The 23,377-nt window shown below is 68.5% G+C and carries 24 protein-coding genes; 14 read left to right on the top strand and 10 right to left on the bottom strand.

Annotated features, from left to right (window positions below; genetic code table 11):
• Positions 1 to 1,137 precede the first annotated feature (1,137 nt).
• Entirely contained in the window at positions 1,138 to 2,424 is a 1,287-nt protein-coding gene (locus tag OO71_RS37645; protein ID WP_033294806.1) for an O-acetylhomoserine aminocarboxypropyltransferase/cysteine synthase family protein, read from the top strand.
• Positions 2,421 to 2,897, top strand: coding sequence for a CoA-binding protein (locus tag OO71_RS37640; RefSeq protein ID WP_033294805.1), 477 nt, complete (start codon positions 2,421 to 2,423; stop codon positions 2,895 to 2,897). The genes OO71_RS37645 and OO71_RS37640 overlap by 4 nt, the downstream gene beginning before the upstream one ends.
• 605 nt (positions 2,898 to 3,502) lie before the next feature.
• Here OO71_RS37640 and OO71_RS47945 read toward each other — a convergent pair.
• Entirely contained in the window at positions 3,503 to 4,294 is a 792-nt protein-coding gene (locus OO71_RS47945; protein WP_051792717.1) for an SbtR family transcriptional regulator, read from the bottom strand.
• 112 nt (positions 4,295 to 4,406) lie between these two features.
• On the opposite strand from OO71_RS47945, the gene OO71_RS37630 reads away from it, so the two are divergent.
• Both OO71_RS37630 and OO71_RS37625 read left to right on the top strand, forming a co-directional pair.
• Positions 4,407 to 5,855 (top strand): MFS transporter, encoded by a 1,449-nt coding sequence (locus tag OO71_RS37630; RefSeq protein WP_051792715.1) that lies wholly within the window; start codon positions 4,407 to 4,409, stop codon positions 5,853 to 5,855.
• 6 nt (positions 5,856 to 5,861) lie between these two features.
• Entirely contained in the window at positions 5,862 to 6,785 is a 924-nt protein-coding gene (locus OO71_RS37625) for an NAD(P)-dependent alcohol dehydrogenase (RefSeq protein WP_033294804.1), read from the top strand.
• A gap of 1 nt (position 6,786) precedes the next feature.
• On the opposite strand, the gene OO71_RS37620 is transcribed toward OO71_RS37625, so the two are convergent.
• From OO71_RS37620 to OO71_RS37610, 3 genes are read right to left on the bottom strand one after another with little or no spacing between them, the layout of a single operon-like run.
• Positions 6,787 to 7,623, bottom strand: a complete 837-nt coding sequence (locus OO71_RS37620; protein WP_033294803.1) for a class I SAM-dependent methyltransferase — start codon at positions 7,621 to 7,623, stop codon at positions 6,787 to 6,789.
• A complete protein-coding gene (locus OO71_RS37615; protein WP_033294802.1) occupies positions 7,620 to 7,946 on the bottom strand; it encodes a VOC family protein in 327 nt (108 codons plus the stop codon). Before OO71_RS37615 ends, OO71_RS37620 begins: the two co-directional genes overlap by 4 nt.
• A 1-nt stretch (position 7,947) precedes the next feature.
• Complete coding sequence (locus tag OO71_RS37610; protein ID WP_033294801.1) at positions 7,948 to 8,112, bottom strand: ribbon-helix-helix domain-containing protein; 165 nt, start codon at positions 8,110 to 8,112, stop codon at positions 7,948 to 7,950.
• A gap of 76 nt (positions 8,113 to 8,188) precedes the next feature.
• Here OO71_RS37610 and OO71_RS51365 point away from each other — a divergent pair, with 76 nt between their 5' ends.
• From OO71_RS51365 to OO71_RS37600, 3 genes are all read left to right on the top strand, one after another.
• Complete coding sequence (locus OO71_RS51365; protein ID WP_169776615.1) at positions 8,189 to 8,365, top strand: hypothetical protein; 177 nt, start codon at positions 8,189 to 8,191, stop codon at positions 8,363 to 8,365.
• A gap of 135 nt (positions 8,366 to 8,500) precedes the next feature.
• On the top strand, positions 8,501 to 8,833 hold the full coding sequence (locus OO71_RS37605) for a hypothetical protein (RefSeq protein WP_033294800.1): 333 nt from the start codon (positions 8,501 to 8,503) through the stop codon (positions 8,831 to 8,833).
• A complete protein-coding gene (locus OO71_RS37600) occupies positions 8,830 to 10,332 on the top strand; it encodes a WXG100 family type VII secretion target (protein WP_033294799.1) in 1,503 nt (500 codons plus the stop codon). Before OO71_RS37605 ends, OO71_RS37600 begins: the two co-directional genes overlap by 4 nt.
• Before the next feature lie 255 nt (positions 10,333 to 10,587).
• On the opposite strand, the gene alc is transcribed toward OO71_RS37600, so the two are convergent.
• Both alc and allB read right to left on the bottom strand, forming a co-directional pair.
• A complete protein-coding gene (gene alc / locus OO71_RS37595; protein WP_033294798.1) occupies positions 10,588 to 11,604 on the bottom strand; it encodes an allantoicase in 1,017 nt (338 codons plus the stop codon).
• Positions 11,605 to 11,606: 2 nt separating this feature from the next.
• Complete coding sequence (allB, locus tag OO71_RS37590; RefSeq protein ID WP_033294797.1) at positions 11,607 to 12,935, bottom strand: allantoinase AllB; 1,329 nt, start codon at positions 12,933 to 12,935, stop codon at positions 11,607 to 11,609.
• A gap of 103 nt (positions 12,936 to 13,038) precedes the next feature.
• Between allB and OO71_RS37585 the strand changes: the two genes are divergently transcribed.
• From OO71_RS37585 to OO71_RS37560, 6 genes are all read left to right on the top strand, one after another.
• Positions 13,039 to 13,515, top strand: a complete 477-nt coding sequence (locus OO71_RS37585) for a helix-turn-helix domain-containing protein (RefSeq protein WP_033294796.1) — start codon at positions 13,039 to 13,041, stop codon at positions 13,513 to 13,515.
• Positions 13,516 to 13,596: 81 nt separating this feature from the next.
• The gene (uraD, locus tag OO71_RS37580) at positions 13,597 to 14,076 is read left to right on the top strand and encodes a 2-oxo-4-hydroxy-4-carboxy-5-ureidoimidazoline decarboxylase (RefSeq protein ID WP_033294795.1); all 480 of its coding nucleotides are present in this window, start codon (positions 13,597 to 13,599) and stop codon (positions 14,074 to 14,076) included.
• A complete protein-coding gene (uraH, locus tag OO71_RS37575) occupies positions 14,073 to 14,390 on the top strand; it encodes a hydroxyisourate hydrolase (RefSeq protein WP_033294794.1) in 318 nt (105 codons plus the stop codon). The genes uraD and uraH overlap by 4 nt, the downstream gene beginning before the upstream one ends.
• Before the next feature lies 1 nt (position 14,391).
• The gene (gene pucL / locus OO71_RS37570; RefSeq protein ID WP_033294793.1) at positions 14,392 to 15,282 is read left to right on the top strand and encodes a factor-independent urate hydroxylase; all 891 of its coding nucleotides are present in this window, start codon (positions 14,392 to 14,394) and stop codon (positions 15,280 to 15,282) included.
• A gap of 24 nt (positions 15,283 to 15,306) precedes the next feature.
• Positions 15,307 to 16,653, top strand: coding sequence for a nucleobase:cation symporter-2 family protein (locus tag OO71_RS37565; RefSeq protein ID WP_051792712.1), 1,347 nt, complete (start codon positions 15,307 to 15,309; stop codon positions 16,651 to 16,653).
• Positions 16,650 to 17,246 (top strand): TetR/AcrR family transcriptional regulator, encoded by a 597-nt coding sequence (locus tag OO71_RS37560; protein ID WP_033294792.1) that lies wholly within the window; start codon positions 16,650 to 16,652, stop codon positions 17,244 to 17,246. The genes OO71_RS37565 and OO71_RS37560 overlap by 4 nt, the downstream gene beginning before the upstream one ends.
• A gap of 3 nt (positions 17,247 to 17,249) precedes the next feature.
• Here OO71_RS37560 and htpG read toward each other — a convergent pair whose 3' ends face one another.
• The 3 genes from htpG to aceB all read right to left on the bottom strand — a co-directional run bounded on the left by htpG (position 17,250) and on the right by aceB (position 22,004).
• The gene (htpG, locus tag OO71_RS37555; RefSeq protein WP_033294791.1) at positions 17,250 to 19,133 is read right to left on the bottom strand and encodes a molecular chaperone HtpG; all 1,884 of its coding nucleotides are present in this window, start codon (positions 19,131 to 19,133) and stop codon (positions 17,250 to 17,252) included.
• 100 nt (positions 19,134 to 19,233) lie between these two features.
• Positions 19,234 to 20,430, bottom strand: coding sequence for a DUF6986 family protein (locus OO71_RS37550; RefSeq protein ID WP_033294790.1), 1,197 nt, complete (start codon positions 20,428 to 20,430; stop codon positions 19,234 to 19,236).
• Positions 20,430 to 22,004, bottom strand: coding sequence for a malate synthase A (gene aceB, locus OO71_RS37545; protein WP_033294789.1), 1,575 nt, complete (start codon positions 22,002 to 22,004; stop codon positions 20,430 to 20,432). The genes OO71_RS37550 and aceB overlap by 1 nt, the downstream gene beginning before the upstream one ends.
• Positions 22,005 to 22,122: 118 nt before the next feature.
• On the opposite strand from aceB, the gene OO71_RS37540 reads away from it, so the two are divergent.
• On the top strand, positions 22,123 to 22,887 hold the full coding sequence (locus OO71_RS37540) for an IclR family transcriptional regulator (RefSeq protein WP_033294788.1): 765 nt from the start codon (positions 22,123 to 22,125) through the stop codon (positions 22,885 to 22,887).
• Here OO71_RS37540 and OO71_RS37535 read toward each other — a convergent pair.
• Positions 22,880 to 23,377, bottom strand: a complete 498-nt coding sequence (locus OO71_RS37535) for a GNAT family N-acetyltransferase (protein WP_033294787.1) — start codon at positions 23,375 to 23,377, stop codon at positions 22,880 to 22,882. The two genes, OO71_RS37540 and OO71_RS37535, sit on opposite strands and share 8 nt — an antisense overlap.

The following is a 23,377-nucleotide window of genomic DNA, read 5'->3' as shown; positions in this document are numbered from 1 at the left end:
CGTCCACTGGATCCCACCCACAATCCTCGACCCCGAACAAAAACCCCTCCGCAACACCGCCCACAACCCACCACCCGTACCCAACCCACCACCCACCCCAAGCACCGCCCCGGCACCACGCCAGATACCCACTCCGACGGCCCCGCCAACTCCGACCTGGACCCTCACCTCAACAACCGCACCCCCAACACCGACTCGGACTCTCGCGTCAACACCAGCCCCAACTCCGACTCTGACCTCAACACCAGCCCCAACTCCGACTCTGACCTCAAGACCAGTCCCGACTCCGACTCTGACCTCGACACCAGTCCCGACTCCGACTCTGGCCTCAAGACCAGTCCCGACTCCGGCCAAGCCCCCCACCCCGACGCCAACCTCAGCTCCCGCAGCGGACCCGGGTCTGACCCGTGTCCCGGCTTCGGCCTAGACCCAAGCCGGGACACCGGCACCAGCACCGGAATGGATATCGGCTCCAGCTCCAGCACCAGAATGGATACCGGCTCCAGCCTCACCGCCCCGCCCAGGGCCCCGACACAGGCACCAGCCCGGCACCGGCACCGGCACCGGCACCGGCACCGGCACCGGCACTGGCACTGGCACTGACGTAAGCCCCTCTCCCAAACCCAACAAACCCGAACCCTTCCCACCACCAGCCCGGATGCGCGCCTCGGCACTCACGCCCCCCGCATCCCGATCCAACCTGCCCGAGGTGGCCCAGCGCCGATGACCACGTACAGCCCGCACCACACCCCCGTACCCGTGCACCGAATCCAGCAGCCCGCATCACACTCTGTAGCGCGCACCGCCCAGGCCCCTCAACCCCACGTACCCCGCAGCCGCCTCGCCACACGCAGTCCAAGCCCACCCCAGCCCACTGCCCGACCACCACCCGTCGCACCCCCGTTCGCCTCGCACAGTGCGTCCCGCACTCGGATCCCACACCCCGTTCCGCACGCGCGCCCACAACCTGCACTCACAACCCCCGGCAAACTCCGCAATACCTGCAGCTCGCACCGAACCCATGCACTCCCCGCAACCAAGGCTCCCCGCGACAATCACCAACACCGCTCCGCAGGGCCAGGCCACACTCCGGGAAGAATGGCCTCCCCGCCCAGGGCTGGGTTAGCGTGGCGCCTGATGAGCGAACGTACCTGGGGCTTCCGCACCCGCGCGCTGCATGCCGGGGGTACCCCCGACCCCACCACCGGGGCCCGGGCCGTGCCGATCTACCAGACCACGAGCTTCGTGTTCGAGGACACCGCCGACGCGGCCAGCCTGTTCGCGCTGCAGAAGTACGGGAACATCTACAGCCGGATCGGCAACCCGACCGTCGCGGCGTTCGAGGAGCGCATCGCGAGTCTCGAGGGGGCGATCGGCGGGGTCGCGACGGCAAGCGGGCAGGCCGCGGAATTCCTCACGTTCTCCGCGCTCGCCGAGGCCGGTGACCACATCGTGTCGGCCAGCGGGCTGTACGGCGGCACCGTCACGCAGCTCACCGGCACGCTCGCGCGGTTCGGGGTCGAGACGACGTTCGTCAATGGTGGCGTCGACGCGTACGCCGCGGCGGTCACGGAGCGCACGAAGCTGCTCTACACCGAGATGATCGGCAACCCGAGTGGCGCGATCGCGGACCTCACCGGGCTGGCCGATCTCGCGCACTCGCACGGCATTCCGCTGGTGGTCGACGCCACGCTCGCCACGCCGTACCTTTGCCGCCCGATCGAGCACGGCGCGGACATCGTGCTCCACTCCGCCACGAAATTCCTCGGCGGGCACGGCACGACGCTCGGTGGCGTGGTCGTCGAAGGGGGCACATTCGACTGGGGCAACGGCAATTTCCCGCGCATGACCGAAACGGTCGACAGCTACGGCGGGCTCAAATACTGGGAGAACTTCGGCGAATACGCCTTCTGCACCCGGCTGCGGGTGGAACAACTGCGTGACATCGGCGCGGTCCTGTCGCCGCATTCGGCGTTTTTGCTGCTGCAGGGCGTCGAAACGCTGCCGCAGCGGATGGACGCGCACGTCGCCAACGCGCGCGCGATCGCCGACTACCTCAACGCCGATCCGCGGGTCGCCTGGGTCTCCTACGCCGGGCTGCCCGACCACCCGGACCACGACCTCGCCGCGCGCTACCTCCCGGCCGGACCGGGAGCGGTGTTCTCATTCGGGGTGAAAGGCGGACGGACGGCAGGCGAGAAGTTCGTGGAATCGGTGGAACTGTTGTCGCACTTGGCCAACGTCGGCGACGCCCGGACGCTCGTCATCCACCCAGCCTCCACCACACACGCGCAACTGTCCGAAGACCGGCTCGCGGCAGCCGGCGTCAGCCCGGACCTGATCCGGCTGTCGGTGGGCCTGGAGGACGTCGAAGACCTGCTGTGGGACCTGGACCAAGCGCTCGACAAGGCGGTGACCGCATGAGCTACGACGTCGGCGCAGTCGAACGGCGACGGATCCTGACCCGCACGAAGTCGGTCACGATTGTTGGCGCGTCGGCAAATCCCGCGCGACCGAGCTACTTCGTGGCAACGTACCTGCTGTCATCCACGAGGTACGACGTCACCTTCGTCAACCCGCGCCTGGACACGCTGCTGGGCCATCCGGTGTACCCGTCGCTGAAGGACCTCCCGAGCCAACCGGACCTGGTGAGTGTGTTCCGCAAACACGACGACCTCCCGGACGTCACCGAAGAAGTCATCACCGCAGGCGCCCGCACGCTGTGGCTCCAACTGGGCCTGCGGCACGAACCAGCCGCAGACCGCGCCCACGAAGCCGGCCTCGACGTGGTGATGAACCGCTGCGTGAAAATCGAACACGCCCGCTTCGCCGGAGGCCTTCACCTGGCGGGCTTCAACACAGGTGTGATCAGCTCCCGCCGCCAAGCAGCCCCCTGAACAGAGCACGCCGAACACGGTCGCGGTGGCCGGGGTGGAGTCGAGTGGACACGGTGGAGGGTTCCGGCCACCGTGGCGGCGGTCGGGGTCGCCGTGGCCGGGGTCGCGGTGGCGGTGGTTACGGACATGATTGCGGCGGGAGTGGCGGTCGCGGGCTTGCAGTCGCGGGCTTGCAGTCGCAGGCTTGCAGTCGCAGTGGCGGGAGTGGCAGTCGCAGGCTTGCGGTTGCTGGGTTGCAGTCGCAGTGGCCGGGTTGCGGACACGGTGGCGGCTTCCATCAGCGACCGGACATCCAGGCTCCCCGACCAGGCCAACCAGCTCCCGGACCGCGCTTCCCAGGCCGACTCGCGCCCCGCTGGAACCACAGCGACCGGCCCTTCCGAGCCGAGTTCACCCGACTAGCCACCGCCCGGGTAGCCACAACCGAACAAGCTCACCCCGACCCGAGTTCCGCTCACCAAGCCGTTCCACTCACCAAGCCACCCGCTCACCAAGCCGTTCCACTCACCAAGCCGCCCGCTCACCAAGCCGTTCCACTCACCAAGCCACCCGCTCGGCTAGCCACGGCCAGGCCGCTCACCCCACCCAAGCGACCGAGCAGGCGCTCAACGCCCCCCGACGCGCAGTGAGTTCAACGCCAGTTCCACGAATCGCTGCGATTCTTCGGTTTCGTGGCCTGGGGAGTTGGCCACCACGCCGGCGTTTGCTTTCAAGATCAGCAGTACGTCGTCGAAGGTGGCGTCGTTCCGGAGTTTTCCGGCGGCTTTTGCCGGTTCCGCCAGGGTGGCGAACACCGGCTCGACTGCCTCGCGCACGCCCGCCGACGTCACGGCTGCCAGGGCCTGGGCCAGTGCTCCGGCCAGGCCCGGTTCATTGGCCTGGTGTGCGCAGCAGGCGCGGATCGGGGTGGTAAAGACCTCCCACGGGTCGCCGGATCGCCCGGCCTCGCCCATTCGCCCAGCCTCGCCCATTCGCCCAGCCTCGCCGGGCCGCCCGGCCTCGCCCATTCGCCCGACCTCACCGGGCCGCCCGGCCTCGCCCATTCGCCCGACCTCACCGGACCGCCCGACCTCGCCCACTCGCCCGACCTCACCGGACCGCCCGACCTCACCCATTCGCCCGACCTCACCGGACCGCCTGCCCTCGCCCATTCGCCCGGCCTCACCCATTCGACCGGCAAGCTCCCCGATCCCGGCCAGCTGCTCGCCCACCACCTCGCGGATCAGCGACTCCTTCGTCGGGAACCGGCGTTGCGCGGTGGCGAAACCGACGCCTGCGCGGCGGGCGATTTCCGCCATCGACACCGTCGTTCCTTCGGTTGCGAATGCGTGCCGCGCGGCTTGCACGATGCGGTCACGGTTGCGCTGGGCGTCTGCCCTCAGCTCGGCCGCTCCCATCACACCATCCATTCTCCGGGCACCCACGATAGTGCCGCCTCCCGGTGGTCGGTGCTACGCTCGGGTCCTAAGTGGTGAGACCTCTCCACTTAGTCGAAGGAACGGTGGACCCGTGACGAGATACCGGTGGTGGGCGCTGGGGATCCTGGCGCTTGCCCAGCTGACCGACGTCATGGACGTCACCATCATCAACATCGCGCTGCCTCGCGCCCAGGCTGACCTCGGCTTTTCCGATCTGCAGCGGCAATGGATCGTGACCGCTTACGCGCTCGCTTTCGGTGCGCTGCTGCTCACCGGCGGGCGGCTCGCCGACCGGTTCGGGGCTCGGCGCGCGCTGCTCGCCGGGCTGGTCGGGTTCGCGGTCGCGTCGGCGGTGGGTGGGCTGGCGCCGAACTTCACCGTCCTCGTGACCGCGCGGGCGTTTCAAGGTGCGTCCGGCGCGTTGCTCGCGCCGGCGGTTCTCTCGTTGCTCAACCACATCTTCACCGAACCCGCAGAGCGGCGGCGGGCGTTTGCGGTGTTCGGCGGTGTCACGGGGGCGGGCGGCGCGGTCGGGCTCGTGCTCGGCGGCGTGCTCACCGAGCATCTGAACTGGCGGTGGGGCATGTACGTCAACGTGCCGATCGTGGTCGTGGTGCTCGTCGCTTGCCTTTTCCTGCTGCGCAGCACGAAACCGAGCGACCCGGTGCCGGTGAACCTGCCCAGTGCGGTGGTCGCGGCGGCCGGGCTCGGACTGCTCGTCTACGGCTTCGACCACGCCGGCAGCGCCGGATGGGGCGACCCCGCCACGCTTACCCTGATCGGCGCCGGGGTCGTGGCGACCGCGTTGTTCGTGCTCATGCAGGCGAGGTCGTCCGCCCCACTGCTGCCGCTGCGGATCGTCGCCGACCGGAAACGTGGCGCCGCGCTCGTGGCTGTGGCGCTCACGCCGGTCGCGATGTTCTCGATGTTCCTGTTCATCGTCTACTACCTTCAGCAGATCCTCGGCTTCTCCCCGTTGCAAAGCGGCATGGCGTTCCTGCCGCTGCTGGGCGGGGTGGTCGTCGGCGCGGTGACCGCGTCGGCGAAACCGTTCACGCGCATTCCCGCCGCGGCGGCATTCGTGGGAGCCGCGCTCGTCGGCGCGTTCGGCATCGCTTGGCTGACCGCGCTTCCCGATTCCGGCCGGTACTGGCCACACATCGGGCCGGGCTTGATCATCGCCGGGCTCGGCGTCGGCGTGATTCTGGCGCTGGCCATCAACCTGGCGACGGCAGGCGTCGCCGAGCGGGACACCGGGGTGGCGTCCGCGCTGGTCAACGCGTTGCAGCAGATCGGTGGCGCGCTCGGCGTGGCATTGCTCAACGCCATTGCCGCGCAAACCACCACCAGCCGCCTTCACGCCGTCGCCCGGCCGACGCAGCAGGACGTCCTGAGCGCGACCGTCAGCGGGTTCACCAGCGCGTTCTTCACCGGCACCGTGATCCTCGTCGCCGCCGGGGTCATCGCGGCGTTCCTCTTGCCCCGCACCAAGAAACCCGCGGACACGCCAGTCCCGGTCACCACAGCGAAAGAAGGCTGACCACCGATGCGCGCCGCCCTCCACGACCGGTACGGACCGCCGAGTGTGCTGTACCAAGGGCAACTGCCCATCCCGGCCGTCGGTGACCAGGACGTTCTCGTCCGGGTCACCGCCACCACTGTCAACGGCGGCGACCTGCTGATGCGCGCCGGCCGGTTGCGGCTCGTGACCGGACGGAAGTTCCCGCGGATGGTCGGCATCGATTTCGTCGGCGAGGTGGTCAAGGCGGGCGCCGGGGTCGACATCGGCGACCGGGTGTGGGGAGCTGTCGACGAACGACGGCGCGAAGGTGCGGCGGCCGAGTACGTCGCGGTCCCAGCCGGAAACGTCGCTCCGGCACCGAAAAACCTCAGTGACACCGAAGCCGTCACGCTGCTCGCCGGCGGTACCGTCGCACTGACCGGGTTACAGGACAAGACACGTCTGGCCCGAGGGGAACGGCTGCTCGTCCGTGGCGCGAACGGCGGGGTCGGCAGCATCGCCGTACAGCTCGGCAAGCACCTGGGCGCACACGTCACCGCGCTGTCCCGGAGTGCGGATTTCGTCCGCGGCCTCGGCGCCGACGAGGTGTTCGACTACTCCGCCCAGCTCGGTACCTTCGACGTCATCTTCGACACCCACGGCACCGAGCTCCCCCGGTTTCGCAAGCTGCTGACCGAAAACGGCCGGATGGCAACCATCGCATTCGACCTCCGCACCCCGGTCCGCAGCATCGGGTACCTGGCCGCCTCGACGATTTCCGGCCGGGTGCGGTTCTTCCGCGCCGCGCCGTCCCGCGCACGGCTCGATCAGCTGGCCGACCTGGCCGAACGCGGGGCGCTCCGGCCGGTGGTGCACCGGGTGTTCGACCTGAGCGAGATCGCGGCGGCCCACGAGATGCTCGAAGCCGGTGGGGTGCACGGGAAAGTGGTGCTTCAGGTCGGGAAGTAGCTCAGCCTTCGGTGACAGTCGCGACCAGGAAATCCTCTCCCGACGTGCGCATCCCGTCCGGGCGGCCGGACAGGTACCGGTCGCTGAGGTCGTCCGCGCTGACGTGCCGGACGTCCCGGAAGCCGCATTCCCGCGCGAACTCCAGCATTTCGTCCGGGGCGAAGAAGCTCACGAACGGCGTACCCGCGGCCTTCGCGCCCTTCATCGCGGCTGCCCGAGCGACGCGGTCCGGTTCGTCGAGGTACTCCTCTGGCTGCTGGAACGTCATCGCCACCACGGTGCCCGGCGCGAAGCCCGCGAGCGCACGCAAGGTCGCCGCATTCGCCTCGCGAGTGAGGTACATGCTCACGCCGGTGGACGCGACCACGGCGGGTTGACCTGCGTCGAAACCGTTGGCTGCCAAGCTGTCCGGCCACTGCTCGCCCGACTCGAAGTCGACCGGCACGAAGAACGGCGACGGGAGGCCAAGCTCGGCCAGTCGTGCCTGCTTCCAGGCCTGCGTTCCCGGCTGGTCGATCTCGAAGACCCGCACGCCGTGGTTCGGCTCGCGCTGGGCGAAGGTGTCGAGACCGGCGCCCAGCAGCACGTACTGCGATACGGCGTGCTCGCGCACCAGGTCCTCCACGAACCGGCTGCGCAGGACGATGCCCGCGCGGAACCGGCTGGTGAAGCTGAGGTCCATGTCCGGCCTTGCGCGCCAATCGGGTCCTGGATCGGCGAGCTGGAGCCCGATCACGTCCTCGAGCGCGTGCGGTGGCGCGTCGGCGAGCACGTGCAGCGCGCGCCACAACGCGACGCGCACTGCGGTGTGGTCCGGCAGCGCCGAGGACCCTGTCACGAAGCAGCCCGCAGTACCCACGTGCGACCGTCCGGGTCGCGCACGGTCATCTCGCGCGTGCCGTAGTGGGTGTCCTCGAACGGCGCGATGACGTCCAGCTCCGGGTCGACGGAGTCCTCCGGCACCGCCACCACCACGGCAGTCTTCGGCTCCTGCCCCGCAGGTACCTCGACCACGAAGATCGGCGGGCCGTCGCCGCCCGACAGCTGGCCCGAGTTGTGGTCGGTCTCGAAATCGAGGCCGAAGCCGAGCCGCTGCAGGAACTTCGCGGTCTTGCCCCAGTTGTGCGTTTCCACGACGAGCATCGTGATGCCGTCAGTCATGTCATCCGTCCTCTCCCGAGTTTCCCGGTTCGCCGAGATACGCCCGCAGGGCCGCGGTGACCAGCGCGGACAGCGACTGCTCGGTCTCGATCGCCCGGTACTTCACCTGCTTGATCAGCTCGACCGGCAGGTACACGTTGAACTGCTTGACCTCTTCACCGGCCATTCTAGAATGCTAGCAACCTAGCGTTCACCAGGCAAGCCCGCGCGGTCCGCGGCGGGGCTCGTGAGAGGCTGGCGGCATGGCGAAACCCTCCGGGCTGCAGATCAGGAACATCATCGCGGCCGTGCTCATGGCTGCTGCGTTCGTGTGGAACCTGGTCGTCGGCGGCCCGTGGTGGGTCACCGCGATCGTGGGGGTCGCGTGCCTGCTGTCCTCCTTCTCCGCGTACCTGAACCGGCCCGGCGCGCGGGACTGACCCCTTCGGGCACCACCCGCGGGGCGGACGGGCAGCCACCGGCCGAGTTCAGCCTGCGGTCCCCCGGCGGTCGCCCGTGGTTCAGCCGCCACTGGTCTACTTCGTCGGCTCACGCCCGGCAGGAGAGGACGATCGGTGGCAGGCAAGGACTTCAAGGTCGATCCGGCGGAACTGGACAAGTTCAGCGGCTATCTGGAGAAAACCACGTCACCCGCGGTGAAACAGGCCGCGGCCGACGTGCACACCGCCAACGGTTTCGACAACCAGGCGTTCGGCATCTTCCTCGCCCAGGTCTTCGCGGTGCCCGCGCGGATCACGATGGGGGTCGTCGCCGGGAACCTGGACAAGATCTCCGGCAACGTCACCGAAACCGCGGACCTCACCAAGAAAGCCGCGAAGGCCTACCGCGACCAGGACGCCACCGCGAAGGACGGCATCGACAAGTTCCTTCCGGAGATCGGAAAATGAGCGTCGTCGAGCCGATCACGTCGACGAACTCGACGACCGGCGCCGGGGTTTTCGACAGCTGGAAGAGCTTCGCGTCCGCGATCGACCACCTCAAACATGCACACGGCGCCGACACCGCAGCGGTCGGTGTCGAGATCGGCATCACCGCGGTCAGCGCGATCGCCGACACGGTCGCCTTTGCGCTGGACCCGCTGGCGAAACTCATGGCCGCGGGGGTCGGGTGGCTGATCGAGCACATCTCGTTCCTCAAGGAACCGCTCGACCAGCTCGCCGGTGACCCCGCCGAGATCAAGAAGCTCGCCGAGGGCCTGCACAAGATCGGCGAGAAGCTGCGCCAGGCGTCGACCGACCTCGATTCCGCGCTGAAAGCCCAGATCACGCAGTGGGAGGGCGAGTCGGCGAACCGGTTCAAGAACCAGGTCAACACCCGGGTCACGCAGATCAAGGATGCCGGGCACGCGGTTGACACCGCGGGGTATGTGGTCGAGACCACGATGGCGGTGGTCTACGCGGCGCGGTCACTCATCCGGGACATCATTGCCACGATCATCGGTGAAATCATCGCGACGGCGCTGGTCGCTTTGGCGATGGCGGTGTTCACGTTCGGCGCGTCGATTGTGGTTGCGGTGGGGGTGATCGTTGCCAAGGCGGTGGCCACGGTGGTGGCGTTGACGACCAAGGTGGTCAAGCTGACTGCGCTGGGTGGCCGGTCGATGCAGCGGGTGGCGGAGTTGGCTTCGAAGGTCAAGCCGATGCCGTCGAAGCCGAATTCGCATGAGATGACGCCGATTCGGCCGCAGCCTACGCCTGGTTCGGGTGGGCATGGGGGTTCTGGCGGGTCGGGTGGGCATGGGGGTGGGTCCGGGTCTGGGGCGCCGCACAATCCACCGCGGAATGAGACTCCTCCACCGCGGAATGAGACTCCGCCGCCACGGAACGAGACGCCCCCGCCCAGGAATGAGACACCGCCGCCGCCGAGGAATCAGACTCCGCCGCCGGATCAGCATCTTCAGGACTGGCTGAAGTGGGATCAGCATTTGAATCCGTCGTCGGCGCCGCATCCGACGCCGTCGGGTACTCCGCATCCCACTCCGCCGCCGACGCCACATCCCACGCCGCCGCCTACTCCGCATCCCACGCCGAGCCAGTCGACTACGCCGTCGACTGCCGGTGGGGAGCCGAAGCCGCCGGTGTCGCCGTTCAGGGCTGGGGAGTTCGAGTGGATGAAGAAGCATGAGAGCTGGTTGAAGGGGGCCAGCTGGGACAAGGTCAAGTTCATCGAGAACTGGGTGCGGAGCAGTCCCAAGTTTTCGCAGTATTATCCGGTGATCAAGGCTATTTCGGATGCCAAGAGCGCGAAGAATGCTGCGGGGTGGGCGGGTAAGACCGGGGTGAATTTGGACAAGGCGCTCACTGATATTCACATGCAGGCTGAGCAGGCTTGGAAAGAGGAGGGGGAGCAGTGGCGTAAGGATCATCCTGATCCTAAGGCTCCGTGAGGGTTCTGTGTTGGGGAATTGTTGCGTGGGGGCACCCCGAAGCCCGAGTGTCACTACGGTTTGAGGGGCTTGTCAAGGCGGGAAAGATGCCTTGACAAGCCCCTCAAACCGTGTGCGAGCTTAGGACCGGGTCTGGGTGCCGGGGTCCGGGTGGGCGCGCGGGCGGCGGGTGAGTGGGTGGTGGGTCCGTGAAGGGCTGTGAAGGGAACCTTGAGGGAATCAGATTCCGTGAAGGTGGCCTTCACGGAATTGTGGCTAGCTTGCGGTGTCGGAGAATTTGGTGGTCAGGGTTTCGCGGCCTCGGGTGGACAGTTCGCCGAATAGGCGTAGGCGGGCCAGGCCGCCGTCTGGGTAGATGTCCAGTCTGGCTTCCGTGATTTCTGGGCCGTCTGCCAATGCGAAGCGGTGTCGGGTGTCCGGCTGGAGGCGCGTGCGCGGTAACAACGCGACCCACTCGCCGTCGTCCAGGCGGCCGCTTACGGAGGCCCAGCCTGGTGCGTTTCCCTTCAGGTTGCTCGTGTCCAGCTCTGCGAAGCGCACTACGCCTGCGCCTGCCAGGCGGACCGTCGCCCAGTCGTTTCCGTCGTCTCGGCGGCGGGCGGTTTCCCAGCCTTCGGCCTGGTGCGCGGCCAGGCCCGGCGAAAACATGTTGCTCGGCGACGAATAGAACATGTCGCTGCATCCCGTCACCACTGCGCCGTTCTCCAACGCCGCCAGGTCCAGCGAGCGTGGGTCCAGGAGTGTGGGATCGGGCACCGCGACCCCGTGTACCCGCAGCCGTGCGACGCCGCCGTCTGGGTGTTGGGTCAGGCGTACGTGGGTGTAGCGCCGTGAAGTCGTTACCTTGAAGAAGTTTTCCGTGTCCCCGGCCGCTGGTTCGTGGTCTACCAGGATGTCCCAGTCGGCATCGCGGAGTTCGGCCGCGCTCGGGTACCCGGGCAGGGAGACTGCGGCGACGGAGACGAACGGCGGGTAGTTTCCCTTGAAGAAAGCCGTGTCCACCACGACGCCGGAAATCACCCCGGCCAGGCCAAGGCGTACCAGCGCGTGGTCGTCGCCCGGTTCGCGGTGGCGCCGGGTTTCCCAGCCGTCGTAGACCTGACCCTTCGGGCCGAACGTTTCCGCGCGGTGGGCCGGCCGCCAGGGGTTGACCAGGTTTTCCTTTTCGGCGAACAGTTCGTCGCTCGCCCACATCACGGTGCCGCCGAACTGCCGCGAGGCCAGGTCGGGCTGGGCTGTCCATTCCGGACGGTCGGACACGTGCTCCTCCATCTCTAGCAGTTCCCCCGCGTCAGCAGGCGGCCCCGCGGTTCGTCGCCGGTCACCGGTTCGCCGCGCAGCCACGTCCCCCGCACGACGCCGGCCAGCGGGCGCTGGTCGTACGCGCTCACCGGATTGCGGTGGGCGAGCTTCGCGACGTCCACCACGAACGCCTCGTCGGGCGCGAACACGCAGAAATCCGCGTCGTAGCCCACTTCGAGGTGTCCTTTACGCGTCATCCCGACCTGCGCCGCCGGGCGTTCGGCCATCCAGCGCACCACGTCGACGAGCCCGTACCCACGCTGCCGCGCCTGCGTCCAGATTGCCGGCAAGCCCAGCTGCAGGCTCGAAATCCCGCCCCACGCCAGGCCGAAATCGCCGGTGTCGAAGCGTTTCAGCTCCGGCGTGCACGGCGAATGGTCGCTGACGATCGTGTCGATCACGCCGTCGGCGAGACCCTGCCACAGCAGTTCCCGGTTCGCCGCTTCGCGGATCGGCGGACAGCACTTGAATTGCGTTGCCCCGTCGCGGATTTCCTCGGCCACGAACGTCAGATAGTGCGGACACGTCTCCACCGACAGCGCGACCCCTTCGCGGCGGGCACTGGAAATCAGCGGCAGAGCGTCCGAAGAGGACAGATGCAGGACGTGCACGCGGGCGCCGGTGCGCCGGGCCGCCTCGATCACGTGGGTGATGGCCAGGTTTTCCGCACCGCGCGGGCGGGAACCGAGGAAATCACGGTACTTCTCGCCGTGCGGGTCAGGCGCCGCGTCGATTGCCTCGGAGTCCTCCGCGTGCACGATCATCAATGCGTCGAACGACGACAGTTCGCGCAGCGCCGATTCCAGCCCGGCGGCGTCGAGCGGCGGGAACTCGTCGACGCCCGAATGCAGCAGGAAGCATTTGAACCCGAAAACCCCGGCGTCGTACAGCCCGCGCAGGTCGCCCTCGTTACCCGGAATCGCGCCGCCCCAGAATCCGACGTCCACGTGTACCCGGCCACTCGCCGTTTTGCGCTTGACCTCCAGCGCGGCCATGTCGACCGTGGGCGGCAGGCTGTTGAGCGGCATGTCGACGATCGTGGTGACGCCACCGGCCGCGGCCGCGCGGGTCGCGCTCGCGAAGCCCTCCCATTCGGCGCGGCCGGGGTCGTTCACGTGCACGTGCGTGTCCACGAGCCCGGGCAGCAGCACCTCGTCGGCGGCCAGGTCCACGACCTGGGCACCCGGCAGATCGGCGATGCCCGGCTCGACCGCGGCGATCCGGCCGTCCCGCACGCCGATCGTCGCCGGGCCGAGGCCGGCGGAGGTCACCGCTCGCGCGGCGCGCACCACGAGATCCATCGGCGGTACCCTCCAATTCCACTTTACGGAAATACTCTTTCGCTTACCGAGATTAACCACGTCGCTCGCGGCTAGTCAACGCCCACCACGTTACGGTCAGCGGGTGGAGTTGGAAGCCGAGTTCACCAGCGAACCGTTCCGCGGCGAGGGCGCGCCGCCGGACCACGCGGTGCACGCCCGCGATGCCGCCGACGCCGCCGGGCTCGACACCGATTTCGGTCCGCTCGGCACCCTCGCCCGCGGCCGCGCCGACGACCTGCTCGCCGCGCTGCCGTCCATCGCCAGGGCCGCGCTCGAAGGCGGCGCCACCCGGGTCACCCTGCAGCTGCGCCGCACCGACGAACCCGGCCCCGCACCGGCGGTCGAGCTCAACAGCGCGCTGACCCGGCTGATCGCCGACGTCGAGCGCGAACTCGGGGCCAAACTCGTCGACCTGGACCGCCCCGGCAAGCAGCGCGCGGTGCGGCTGCTGCGCGAGCGCGGGGCCTTCAACCTGCGGAAATCGGTCTCGGCGGTGGCTGAGGAGCTCGGGGTCACGAGGTTCACGGTCTACAACTACCTCAATCGCGAAGCCGACTGAAGAGGGCTTTCAACAAAGTGTTGACGCACGGGCCGGGTCGCCCGTACCGTCAGCGGCACCCCCCGCTGCGAGGAGATTCCGTTGACGCTTGCCCAGTTCAACTCCGCGCCCGCTGCGGAACTGCGGTCCACGCTCACCGCGTGCCTGGCCGTGCCGCGCTGGGTCGACACCGTGCTGGACGGCCGTCCGTACGCCGACGTCGCCGCGCTCGCCAAGAGCGCCGACAGTGCGACGCCGCTACGCCGGGACGAGATCCGCGCCGCGATGGCCGCGCACCCGCGGATCGGGGAACGGCCGAGCGGCAAGGGAACCGACGCGGACTGGTCGCGGTCCGAACAGTCCGGAGTGGACAATGCCGACGAGTTCGCCGCCGCCAATGCCGAGTACGAAGCCAAGTTCGGCCACGTGTTCCTGGTGTGCGCGAGCGGCCGCAGCGGCGCCGAACTGCTGGCGAACCTGCGGTCCCGGCTGGCCAACGACCCGGAGACCGAACTCGACGTCGCCGGCGCCGAGCTGGCCAAGATCGCGCAGTTGCGCCTGGCGAAAGCGGTAACGGCATGAGCCTGGTGACCACCCACGTCCTCGACACGGCCAAGGGCAAGCCCGCCGCCGGGATCGCGGTGCGGTTCGAGCACCACGACGGCACGGCGATCGCGCACGGCGTCACCGACGACGACGGCCGGATCCGCGACCTCGGCCCGGAAACGCTCGCGCCCGGCGGGTACCGGCTCGTCTTCGACACCGCGGACTACCTGGGTCCGCAGGCGTTCTTCCCGGACATCACCATCACGTTCCGGATCACCGACGGCACGGCGCACCACCACGTGCCGGTGCTGCTGAGCCCGTTCGCCTATTCGACCTACCGAGGGAGCTGACGTGGGAATCTCCTTGGGCCCCAACCAATACGGCAAAGCCGAGGTCCGGCTGGTCACCGTCCGCCGCGACGGCGCGGTGCATCACCTGCGCGACCTCACGGTGTCCTCCGCGCTGCGCGGTGACCTCACCGACACGCATCTCACCGGCGACAACTCCGCCGTGCTCGCCACCGACACGCAGAAGAACACCGTGTACGCGTTCGCCAAGCAGCAGGACGTCGGCGAGATCGAGGATTTCGCGCTGCGGCTCGGGCGGCATTTCGTCGGTACGCAGGAAAAGATCACCGGCGCGCGGATTTCGGTCGAAGAGCAGGAGTGGGACCGGATCGCGGTGGACGGCGCGCCGCACGACCACTCGTTCAGCAGCTCCGGCGGCGAACGCCGGACCACCACGGTGACCGTGCAGCCCGACCGCGCGTGGGTGGTGTCCGGAGTGGACGGTCTCGTGGTGCTCAAGTCCGGCGGTTCGGAGTTCCACGGCTACCCGCGCGACGAGTACACCACCCTCGCCGAAACCGACGACCGCATTCTCGCCACCGCCGTCACCGCGCGCTGGCGGTACCAGGGATACACCGGGATCGACTGGGCCAAGAGCCATCGGGAGATCCGGCGGACGCTACTGGAAACGTTCGCCACCAAGCACAGCCTGTCGTTGCAGCAGACCCTGTACGCGATGGGCGAGGCCGTGCTGCAGGCCCGGCCGGAGGTCGCCGAAATCCGGTTCGCCCTTCCCAACAAGCACCATTTCCTCGTCGATCTAAGCCCCTTCGGCCTCGAGAATCACAATGAGGTGTTCTACGCCGCCGACCGCCCGTACGGCCTCATCGAAGGCACAGTGGTCCGCGACGAAGCCGAAGAGCCCGGCCCGGCCTGGACCGACGCCGTGCTCTAGCCCCGAGCCCCTCCGGGAGAGCGCATGTCAGCTTCGCAAGACCGACCAGCCCGGCATCCCGTCGACACGGCGCCTCCCCTCCCCCAGCTCGTCCTGGGCGGGATCCAGCACGTCGCGGCCATGTACGCCGGAGTGGTGGCGCCGCCGCTCGTGATCGGCGCCGCCGTCGGCCTTTCGCCCGGACAGCTCACGCTGCTGATCAGCGCCGCGCTGTTCACCGCTGGTCTGGCCACCCTCCTGCAGACCCTCGGCTGCTGGCGTTTCGGCGCCCGGCTGCCGCTGGTCAACGGCGTCACTTTCGCTGCGGTGGCGCCAATTCTGTCCATCGTGGCGCAACACCGCTCCGGCAACGCGCTCGGCGTGGTGTACGGCGCCACTCTTGTCGGCGGCATGTTCGTCGTGTTCGCCGCACCGTTCTTTTCGAGACTCACCCGGTTCTTCCCGCCGGTGGTGACCGGAACGGTCATCACGCTCATCGGCGTCTCACTGCTGCCGGTCGCGGTGCAATGGATTGCCGCGCAACAGAAAGCGGCCCGGCCGTCAGGGCTCGTCCTCGCCGGGATCACGCTGATCGCGGTCCTCGTGTTCACCCGGTTCCTGACCGGCTTCTGGAGCCGGATCGCGCTGCTGCTCGGACTGGTCGTGGGCACAGTGGTCGCCTGGCCACTGGGTGAAGTCGACACATCGACGTTGCGCGAGGCGCCGGTGTTCGGCATCGCGACGCCGTTCCACTTCGGTGCGCCGGTCTTCGACGTCGCGGCCATCGTCTCGATGCTCATCGTCATGCTCGTGGTGATGGCCGAAAGCACCGCTGACCTGCTGGCCCTCGGCGAAATCGTCGAACGGCCGACCACCAGCCGCATCCTCGCCGACGGCCTGCGCGCGGATGGTCTGTCCACCGCCGTCGGCACCATCTTCGGCGGCTTCGCGTGCACGGCGTTCGCGCAGAACATCGGGCTCGTCTCGCTGACCCGCATGGTGAGCAGGTACGTGGTCGCGGCCAGCGGTGTGGTGCTGGTGCTGCTGGGTGTTTTCCCGGTGACCGGCGGGATCGTCGCGCTGGTGCCGCAGCCGGTGCTCGGCGGGGCCGGGCTGGTGCTGTTCGGCAGCGTCGCGGTGAGCGGCATCCGGACGCTCGCGAAGGCGTCGTTCGAGCATCCCGGCAACGTCGCGATCGTCGCCGCTTCACTCGGCGTCGGCCTGATCCCGATCGCGATGCCGGACTTCTACTCCGGTTTCCCGGCCGCTCTGCAGGTCGTGCTCAACTCCGGGATCAGCGCCGGCTGCCTGACGGCCGTCGTGCTGAACCTGGTCTTCCGGCCGCGCTTGATAGAACGCTCTACCGCGAAAGAGCTATCCTCGGTGTCGTGACAGGCACCAAGGACCGCATCCTCGCCGCCGGCACGGAACTCTTCCGGCAGGGCGGGTACGCCGGAACCGGCGTGAAGCAGATCGTCGAGAAGGCGGGTGCGCCCTTCGGGTCGCTGTACCACTTCTTCCCCGGCGGCAAGGAACAGCTGGGCGAAGAAGTGGTACGCACCTCGGGAATGCAGTACGCGCAGCTGTTCGAGGTGTTCATCGCGCCCGCGCCGGACCTGATCGGCGGCCTGGAGGCGTTCTTCGGCGCCGCGGTCACCACGCTGCTCGAAACGAATTACGTCGAAGGCTGCCCGATCGCGACCGTCGCGCTCGAAGTGGCGACCACGAACGAACCGCTGCGCAAGGCGACGGCGGACGTCTTCGAGGCGTGGATTGCCGCGGGTACCAAGGGTTTCGCCCCCTTCGGCTTACCCTCCGAAGCAGCGCGAACGCTGACGATCACCCTCGTCACCAGCCTCGAAGGCGCGTTCGTGCTGGCCCGCTCGATGCGCTCGACGGAACCGATGGCCGTGGCAGGCGCCGCAGTGGTGGACGTCGCGCGGCGCCTGCTGACCGAACTCGGACACGACGGTAAGCGCTCCTGAGGGTCAGAGCGCCTTCGCCGCCCGGTCCGCGACCAAAGCCAAGAAGCGGCTCGGGTCGGGCAGGTCGCCGCCTTCGGCGAGCAACGCCATCCCGTGCAGCAGCTCCGCCGTCTCGACCAGCGACGGGTCCTCCGGGTGCTCCGCGAACGCCGTGCGCAGGCCGGTGACCAGCGCGTGGTCCGGGTTCAGCTCCAGGATCCGCTTCACCTGCGGCATTTCCTGGCCCATCGCGCGGTACATCTTCTCCAGCGTCGGCGTGAGGTCGCCCGCGTCGCCGACGATGCACGACGGGGACGTGGTCAGCCGCGAGGACAGGCGGACCTCCTTGACCGCGTCGAGGGTCGCCGACATCCACTTCAGCAGGTCCGCGTACTCGTCCTGCCGCTCCTGCGGGATCTCGTCGAGGTCGACCTCGCCCTTCGCGACCGACTGGAACGTCTTGCCGTCGAAGCCACTGACCGCGTCGGCCCACATCTCGTCGACCGGGTCGGTGAGGATCAGCACCTCGTACCCCTTGGCGCGGAACGCTTCCAGGTGCGGCGAGTTCTCGATCGTGGACCGCGATTCGCCGGTGAGGTAGTAGATGTGCTCCTGGCCGTCCTTCATCCGCGACACGTAGTCGCGCAGCGTGGTCGGCTTCTCCGCGTGGTGCGTCGACTCGAACGACGAGATCTCCAGGATCTGCTCGCGGTTCTCCGGGTCATCGAGCAGACCCTCCTTGACCGCGCGGCCGAACTCGGCCCAGAACGTCGCGTACTTCTCGGCGTCCTCGGTCATCATCGTCTTCAGCGTGGCGAGGATCTTCTTCTCCAGCCGCCGCCGGATCGCGCGGATCTGGCGGTCCTGCTGGAGGATCTCGCGCGACACGTTCAGCGACAGGTCCTGCGCGTCGACGACGCCCTTCACGAAACGCAGGTAGTTCGGCATCAGCGCTTCGCAGTCGTCCATGATGAACACGCGCTTGACGTACAGCTGCACGCCGCGCTTCGCGTCCCGCATGAACAGGTCCATCGGCGCCCGCGACGGCAGGAACAGCAGCGCCTGGTACTCGAAGGTGCCCTCGGCCTGCATCCGGACCGTCTCCAGCGGATCGGTCCAGTCGTGGCTGATGTGCTTGTAGAACTCGTGGTACTCCTCGTCGGAGACCTCGTCCTTCGAGCGCGCCCACAGCGCCTTCATCGAGTTGACGGTCTCCAGACCCGCAGCGTCGTTGCCCTCGTCACCCGCAGTGCTTTCTTTGGCCATCTGCACCGGCCAGGTGATGAAGTCCGAGTACCGCTTGACGATCTCGCGCACCTTCCACGGCGACGTGTAGTCGTAGAGGTGGTCCTCGTCGTCGGCAGGCTTGAGGTGCAACGTCACCGCGGTGCCCTGCGGGGCGTCGGCGACCGGTTCGATCGTGTAGGTGCCCTCGCCGGAGGACTCCCAGCGCACGCCCTCATCGGTACCCGCCCGCCGGGTCACGAGGGTGACCTTGTCCGCGACCATGAAGCTGGAGTAGAAGCCGACGCCGAACTGCCCGATCAGGTCCTGCCCGGCGGCGTCCTTGGACTCCTTGAGCTGGCGCAGGAACTCCGCGGTGCCGGATTTGGCGATGGTGCCGATGAGGTTGACGACGTCGTCGCGGGTCATGCCGATGCCGTTGTCGCGCACGGTGAGGGTGCGCGCGTCGGCGTCCAGCTGGATCTCGACGTGCAGATTGTCCGTTTCGGCCTGCAGCTCCTTGTCGCGGAACGTCTCTAGCCGCAGCTTGTCGAGTGCGTCGGAGGCGTTGGAGACCAGCTCGCGCAGGAAGATGTCCTTGTTCGAGTAGATCGAGTGGATCATCAGCTGCAGCAGCTGGCGTGCCTCGGACTGGAACTCCAAGGTTTCGGCCGTGTCTGGCATCGCGCGTTTCCTTCCCGCCCCTGAAAGACCGGCAGGAAGTCTACCCAGACCACTTGTGAGGGTTTATCCCGGTTCGGACCGGTATAAGGGGCGGCGCGAGTCAGGCCAGCCGGCGGGCGTAGGCGTCGAGGGTTGCCACGTCGAACGGCAGCTCCGGCTCGGCCACCGCGCCGCAGTGGAAGCCGCCCAGCAGGTACCTCGCCAGTGCCTCCGCCGTCGCCGGTTCGTCCAGCACGCCACCGGCCGTCTTCGCCGCGTAGTCCAGCAACCGCTTTGCCGCGGACGGGAAACCCTCGCGGTAGAAGGTGTACGTGGCGGCGTATCGCGTGGGCAGCTGGTGCGGATGCAGGTCCCAGCCCTGGTAGAAGCCGTTCTCCAGGGACCGCCGGACCAGGCGCAGGTGCTCGGCCCACGCGCCCGGCAGGTCGTCGCCGATCGGGAGCCGGTTGGTCGAGCCGTCGGACAGCCGCACTCCGGTGCCCGCGGCCGCGACCTGCATGACCTGCTTGGCGAAATCCGCCGACGGATGCGCCATGCTCTGATACGCCGCGCTGATGCCAAGGCCCGCGCTGTAGTCGTAGGTGCCGTAATGCAGGCCCGAACACCGACCGTCCGCGGCCTGGATGATGCGCGCCACCGAAACCGTGCCGTCGGTCGCGAGGATCGACTGTGCGGTCTCGATCTGCACCTCGAACCGCAGCGTGCGCTCAGCGAGCCCGTACGCGGTTTCCAAGCGCCCCAACACCTCCGCGGCAACCTCGACCTGCTCCACCGCAGTCACCTTCGGCAGCGTCACCACGAACCCGTCCGGCAGCGACCCCTCGTCGAGGAGCCCGGACAGGAACAGGTCGAGCGTGCGGATACCGCGGCGGCGCGTGGCCGCTTCGAAGCTCTTGAACCGGATCCCGACGAACGGCGTACCCCCGGTGGTCGCGAGCGTGCGCCCGGCGGCCACCGCGGCGGCGTCCTCGGCCTCGTCGCCGGGGTGGCCGTAGCCGTCCTCGAAGTCGATCCGCAGGTCCTCGATCGGCTCGGTGAGGAGCTTTTCGCGGACCCGATCGGCCACCGCCGGGTCGAGTTCCAGCAGGTCACCGTGTTCCACGAACACCCGCATCGCCTGCTTGCCCCAATCGGCGACCAGGCGCGTGCGGTACTGCGACGCCGGCACGTACACCGTGTGCACGGGACGGCGGCCCGGCGGCTCACCGGGATAGCTTGCCGCGACGCGCGCGTCGGCCTCGGCCAGGCGCGTGTCGGCGGCGGTGTAGACGTCCTCAGTGAGCCGTCCGGTGCCCATTACTGGATGTGCTCGTACGCCGGCAGGGTGAGGAAGTCGGGGAACTCGTCGGCCAGCGCGACCTGCTCGAACAGCTCGACAGCCGGCTTCAGCAGGTCGTCGGGGACCTCGGCGGCCAGGTCGCCCCGCACGTCCGCGACGACCCCGCGCACCAGCTCCGCGGTGACCTTCTCGCCGTTGTCCAGCTGCGTCCCGTTCTTCACCCACTGCCACACCTGCGACCGCGAAATCTCCGCCGTGGCCGCGTCTTCCATCAGGTTGTGGATCGCCGCCGCGCCGTTGCCACCCAGCCACGAGGCCAGGTAGCGGATGCCGACGTCGACCGCCGCGCGCAGCCCGGCCGCGGTGGCGCTGCCCGGCGTCGAGGCGACGTCCAGCAGCTGGTCCGCGGTCACGCTGACCTCGTCACGGGTGCGCTCGAGCTGGTTCGGGTTGTCGCCGAGGACCTTGTCGAACTCCTCCTTGCACAGTGCGACCATGCCCGGATGCGCGACCCACGAGCCGTCGAAGCCGTCGCCGGCCTCGCGCGCCTTGTCGGCGTGCACCTTGTCGAAGGCACCCTGGTTGACCTCGGGGTCCTTGCTCGGGATGAACGCGGCCATGCCGCCGATCGCGAACGCGCCGCGCTTGTGGCAGGTACGCACGAGCAGTTCGGTGTACGCACGCATGAACGGGGCGGTCATGGTGACCGAGTTGCGGTCCGGCAGCACGAACTTCTCGCCCGCGTCGCGGAAGTACTTGATCACGCTGAACAGGTAGTCCCAGCGGCCCGCGTTGAGGCCGGACGCGTGCTCGCGCAGCTCGTAGAGGATTTCCTCCATCTCGAACGCCGCCGGGATGGTCTCGATCAGCACCGTGGCGCGGACGGTGCCGTGCTCGATGCCGAGCTCCTTCTCCGCGTGCGTGAACACGTCGTTCCACAGCCGCGCTTCGAGGTGGCTTTCCATCTTCGGCAGGTAGAAGTACGGCCCCTTGCCGCGGTTGAGCAGCTCCTGGGCGTTGTGGAAGAAGAACAGGCCGAAGTCGACCAGCGCGCCGACGCCCTTGCGGCCGCCGAACGTGAGGTTGCGCTCGTCGAGGTGCCAGCCGCGCGGGCGGACCACGATGGTGGCGTGCTCGACGTCCTTCTTCAGCTCGTAGTGCTTGCCGTTCTGGTCGAGCGTGATGGTGCCGCGGATCGCGTCGGACAGGTTGACCTGGCCGTCGACCACGTTGACCCAGTGCGGCGTGTTGGCGTCCTCGAAGTCGGCCAGCCACACCTTCGCGCCGGAGTTGAGCGCGTTGATGGTCATCTTGCGGTCGGTCGGGCCGGTGATCTCCACGCGGCGGTCCCCCAATGCCGCCGGGGCACCGGCGACCTGCCACTCGCTCTCGCGGATTTCCCTGGTCTCGGGCAGGAAGTCGAGCCGCCCGGTGGTACGGGCTTCCTCGCGCCGCTTGCCACGGGCGGCCAGCAGCTCGTCCCGGCGCGCCGCGAACTTGCCGTGCAGGCCCGCGACGAACGCGAGGGCCTCCGGCGTCAGGATCTCGTCTCCGCGCTCGACCGGACCGCCGAGGACCTGGACTTCAGACATGCGCAACACCCCGAGTAGTGCTTTGGATAACGTCCCTACGGTTTTTACCTGACGGACTATAGTTTCTGCATGGCGGAACATCAATCGGGTCTGTCCGGGTCTGTGAGGAGGACCACTGGTGGCGGCTGAGAAGAGCGGACGCGACGGCGGCGTCCAGTCCCTGCAGCGGGCGTTCGAGCTGCTGGAGCACCTGGCGGACACCGGCGGCGAGGCCAGCCTGTCGGAGCTGGCGACCCTGTCCGGGCTGCCGATGCCGACGATCCACCGGCTGATCCGCACGCTGGTCGCGCTCGGGTACGTCCGGCAGAACACCAACCGGCACTACGCCCTCGGCGCGCGGCTGATCCGGCTCGGTGAGAACGCGAGCATGCAGTTCGGCGCGTGGGCACGGCCGCTGCTGGTGGAGCTGGTCGAGGAGGTCGGCGAGACGGCGAACCTGGCGGTGCTGGAACGCGACGAGGTGGTGTACGTAGCGCAGGTGCCCTCGAAGCATTCGATGCGGATGTTCACCGAGGTCGGCAGGCGGCTGCTGCCGCACGGCACCGGCGTGGGCAAGGCGATGCTGGCACAGCTGCCACCCGGCGATGTCACCGCGCTGCTGGAGCGCACGGGGATGCCTGCGTACACCGAGCACACCTTCACCGATCCGGACGCGCTGGCCGCGGAGCTGAAGAAGATCGCCGGTCAGGGCTATGCGCTGGACGAAGCGGAACAGGAGCTGGGCGTGCGCTGCATTGCCGTTGCGGTACCCGGTGCTCCGGTACCCGCTGCGGTGTCGGTGTCGGGTCCTTCGGGTCGCCTGACCGCCGACGCGGTGAGCCACATCGCGCCGGTCGTGCAGAAGATCGCGGACCGGCTCGCACAGCAGCTGCCGGTCAGCTGAGCTCGCCGTTGAGGAGATCGAGGAGCAGGCAGTCGTGCCAGGTGCCGTCGAGGGCCTGTTCGTAGGCACGGAGCAAACCGACGCGGCGGAAGCCGAGCTTCTCGTACACGTGGATGGCGCGTGCGTTGTGCGCTGCCGGATCGATGGTGAGCCGGTGGTGTCCCTGCGCGAACAGATGCCGGGCGAGCACGCGGATCGCTTCCGCGCCCAGCCCTCGCCCGTAGTGGTCCGGGTGCAGCGCGAGGTCGATCCCGGCGTGCCGGTAACGCCGTTCGAGCTCTTCCCAGCTCTGGATCACGCCGACGGTCTCGCCGCCGAGCTCGATGGCGTAAGCCTGGTGTCCTTCTTCGACCACCAGCAGGTCGTCGGTCTCCTCGTCCGGATCGCCCCACCAGCGGGAAACGTCCGGCGCCGCAAGGATTTCCCGGACCCGCGCCCGGTCACCCGGCTCGAGCGGCCGGAGGCGGATCCGCGGCCCGGAGAGCACCAC

This window comes from Amycolatopsis jejuensis, assembly GCF_000717335.1.
Lineage (GTDB): Bacteria > Actinomycetota > Actinomycetes > Mycobacteriales > Pseudonocardiaceae > Amycolatopsis > Amycolatopsis jejuensis.
This window is presented reverse-complemented; position numbering and strand designations above follow the sequence as displayed.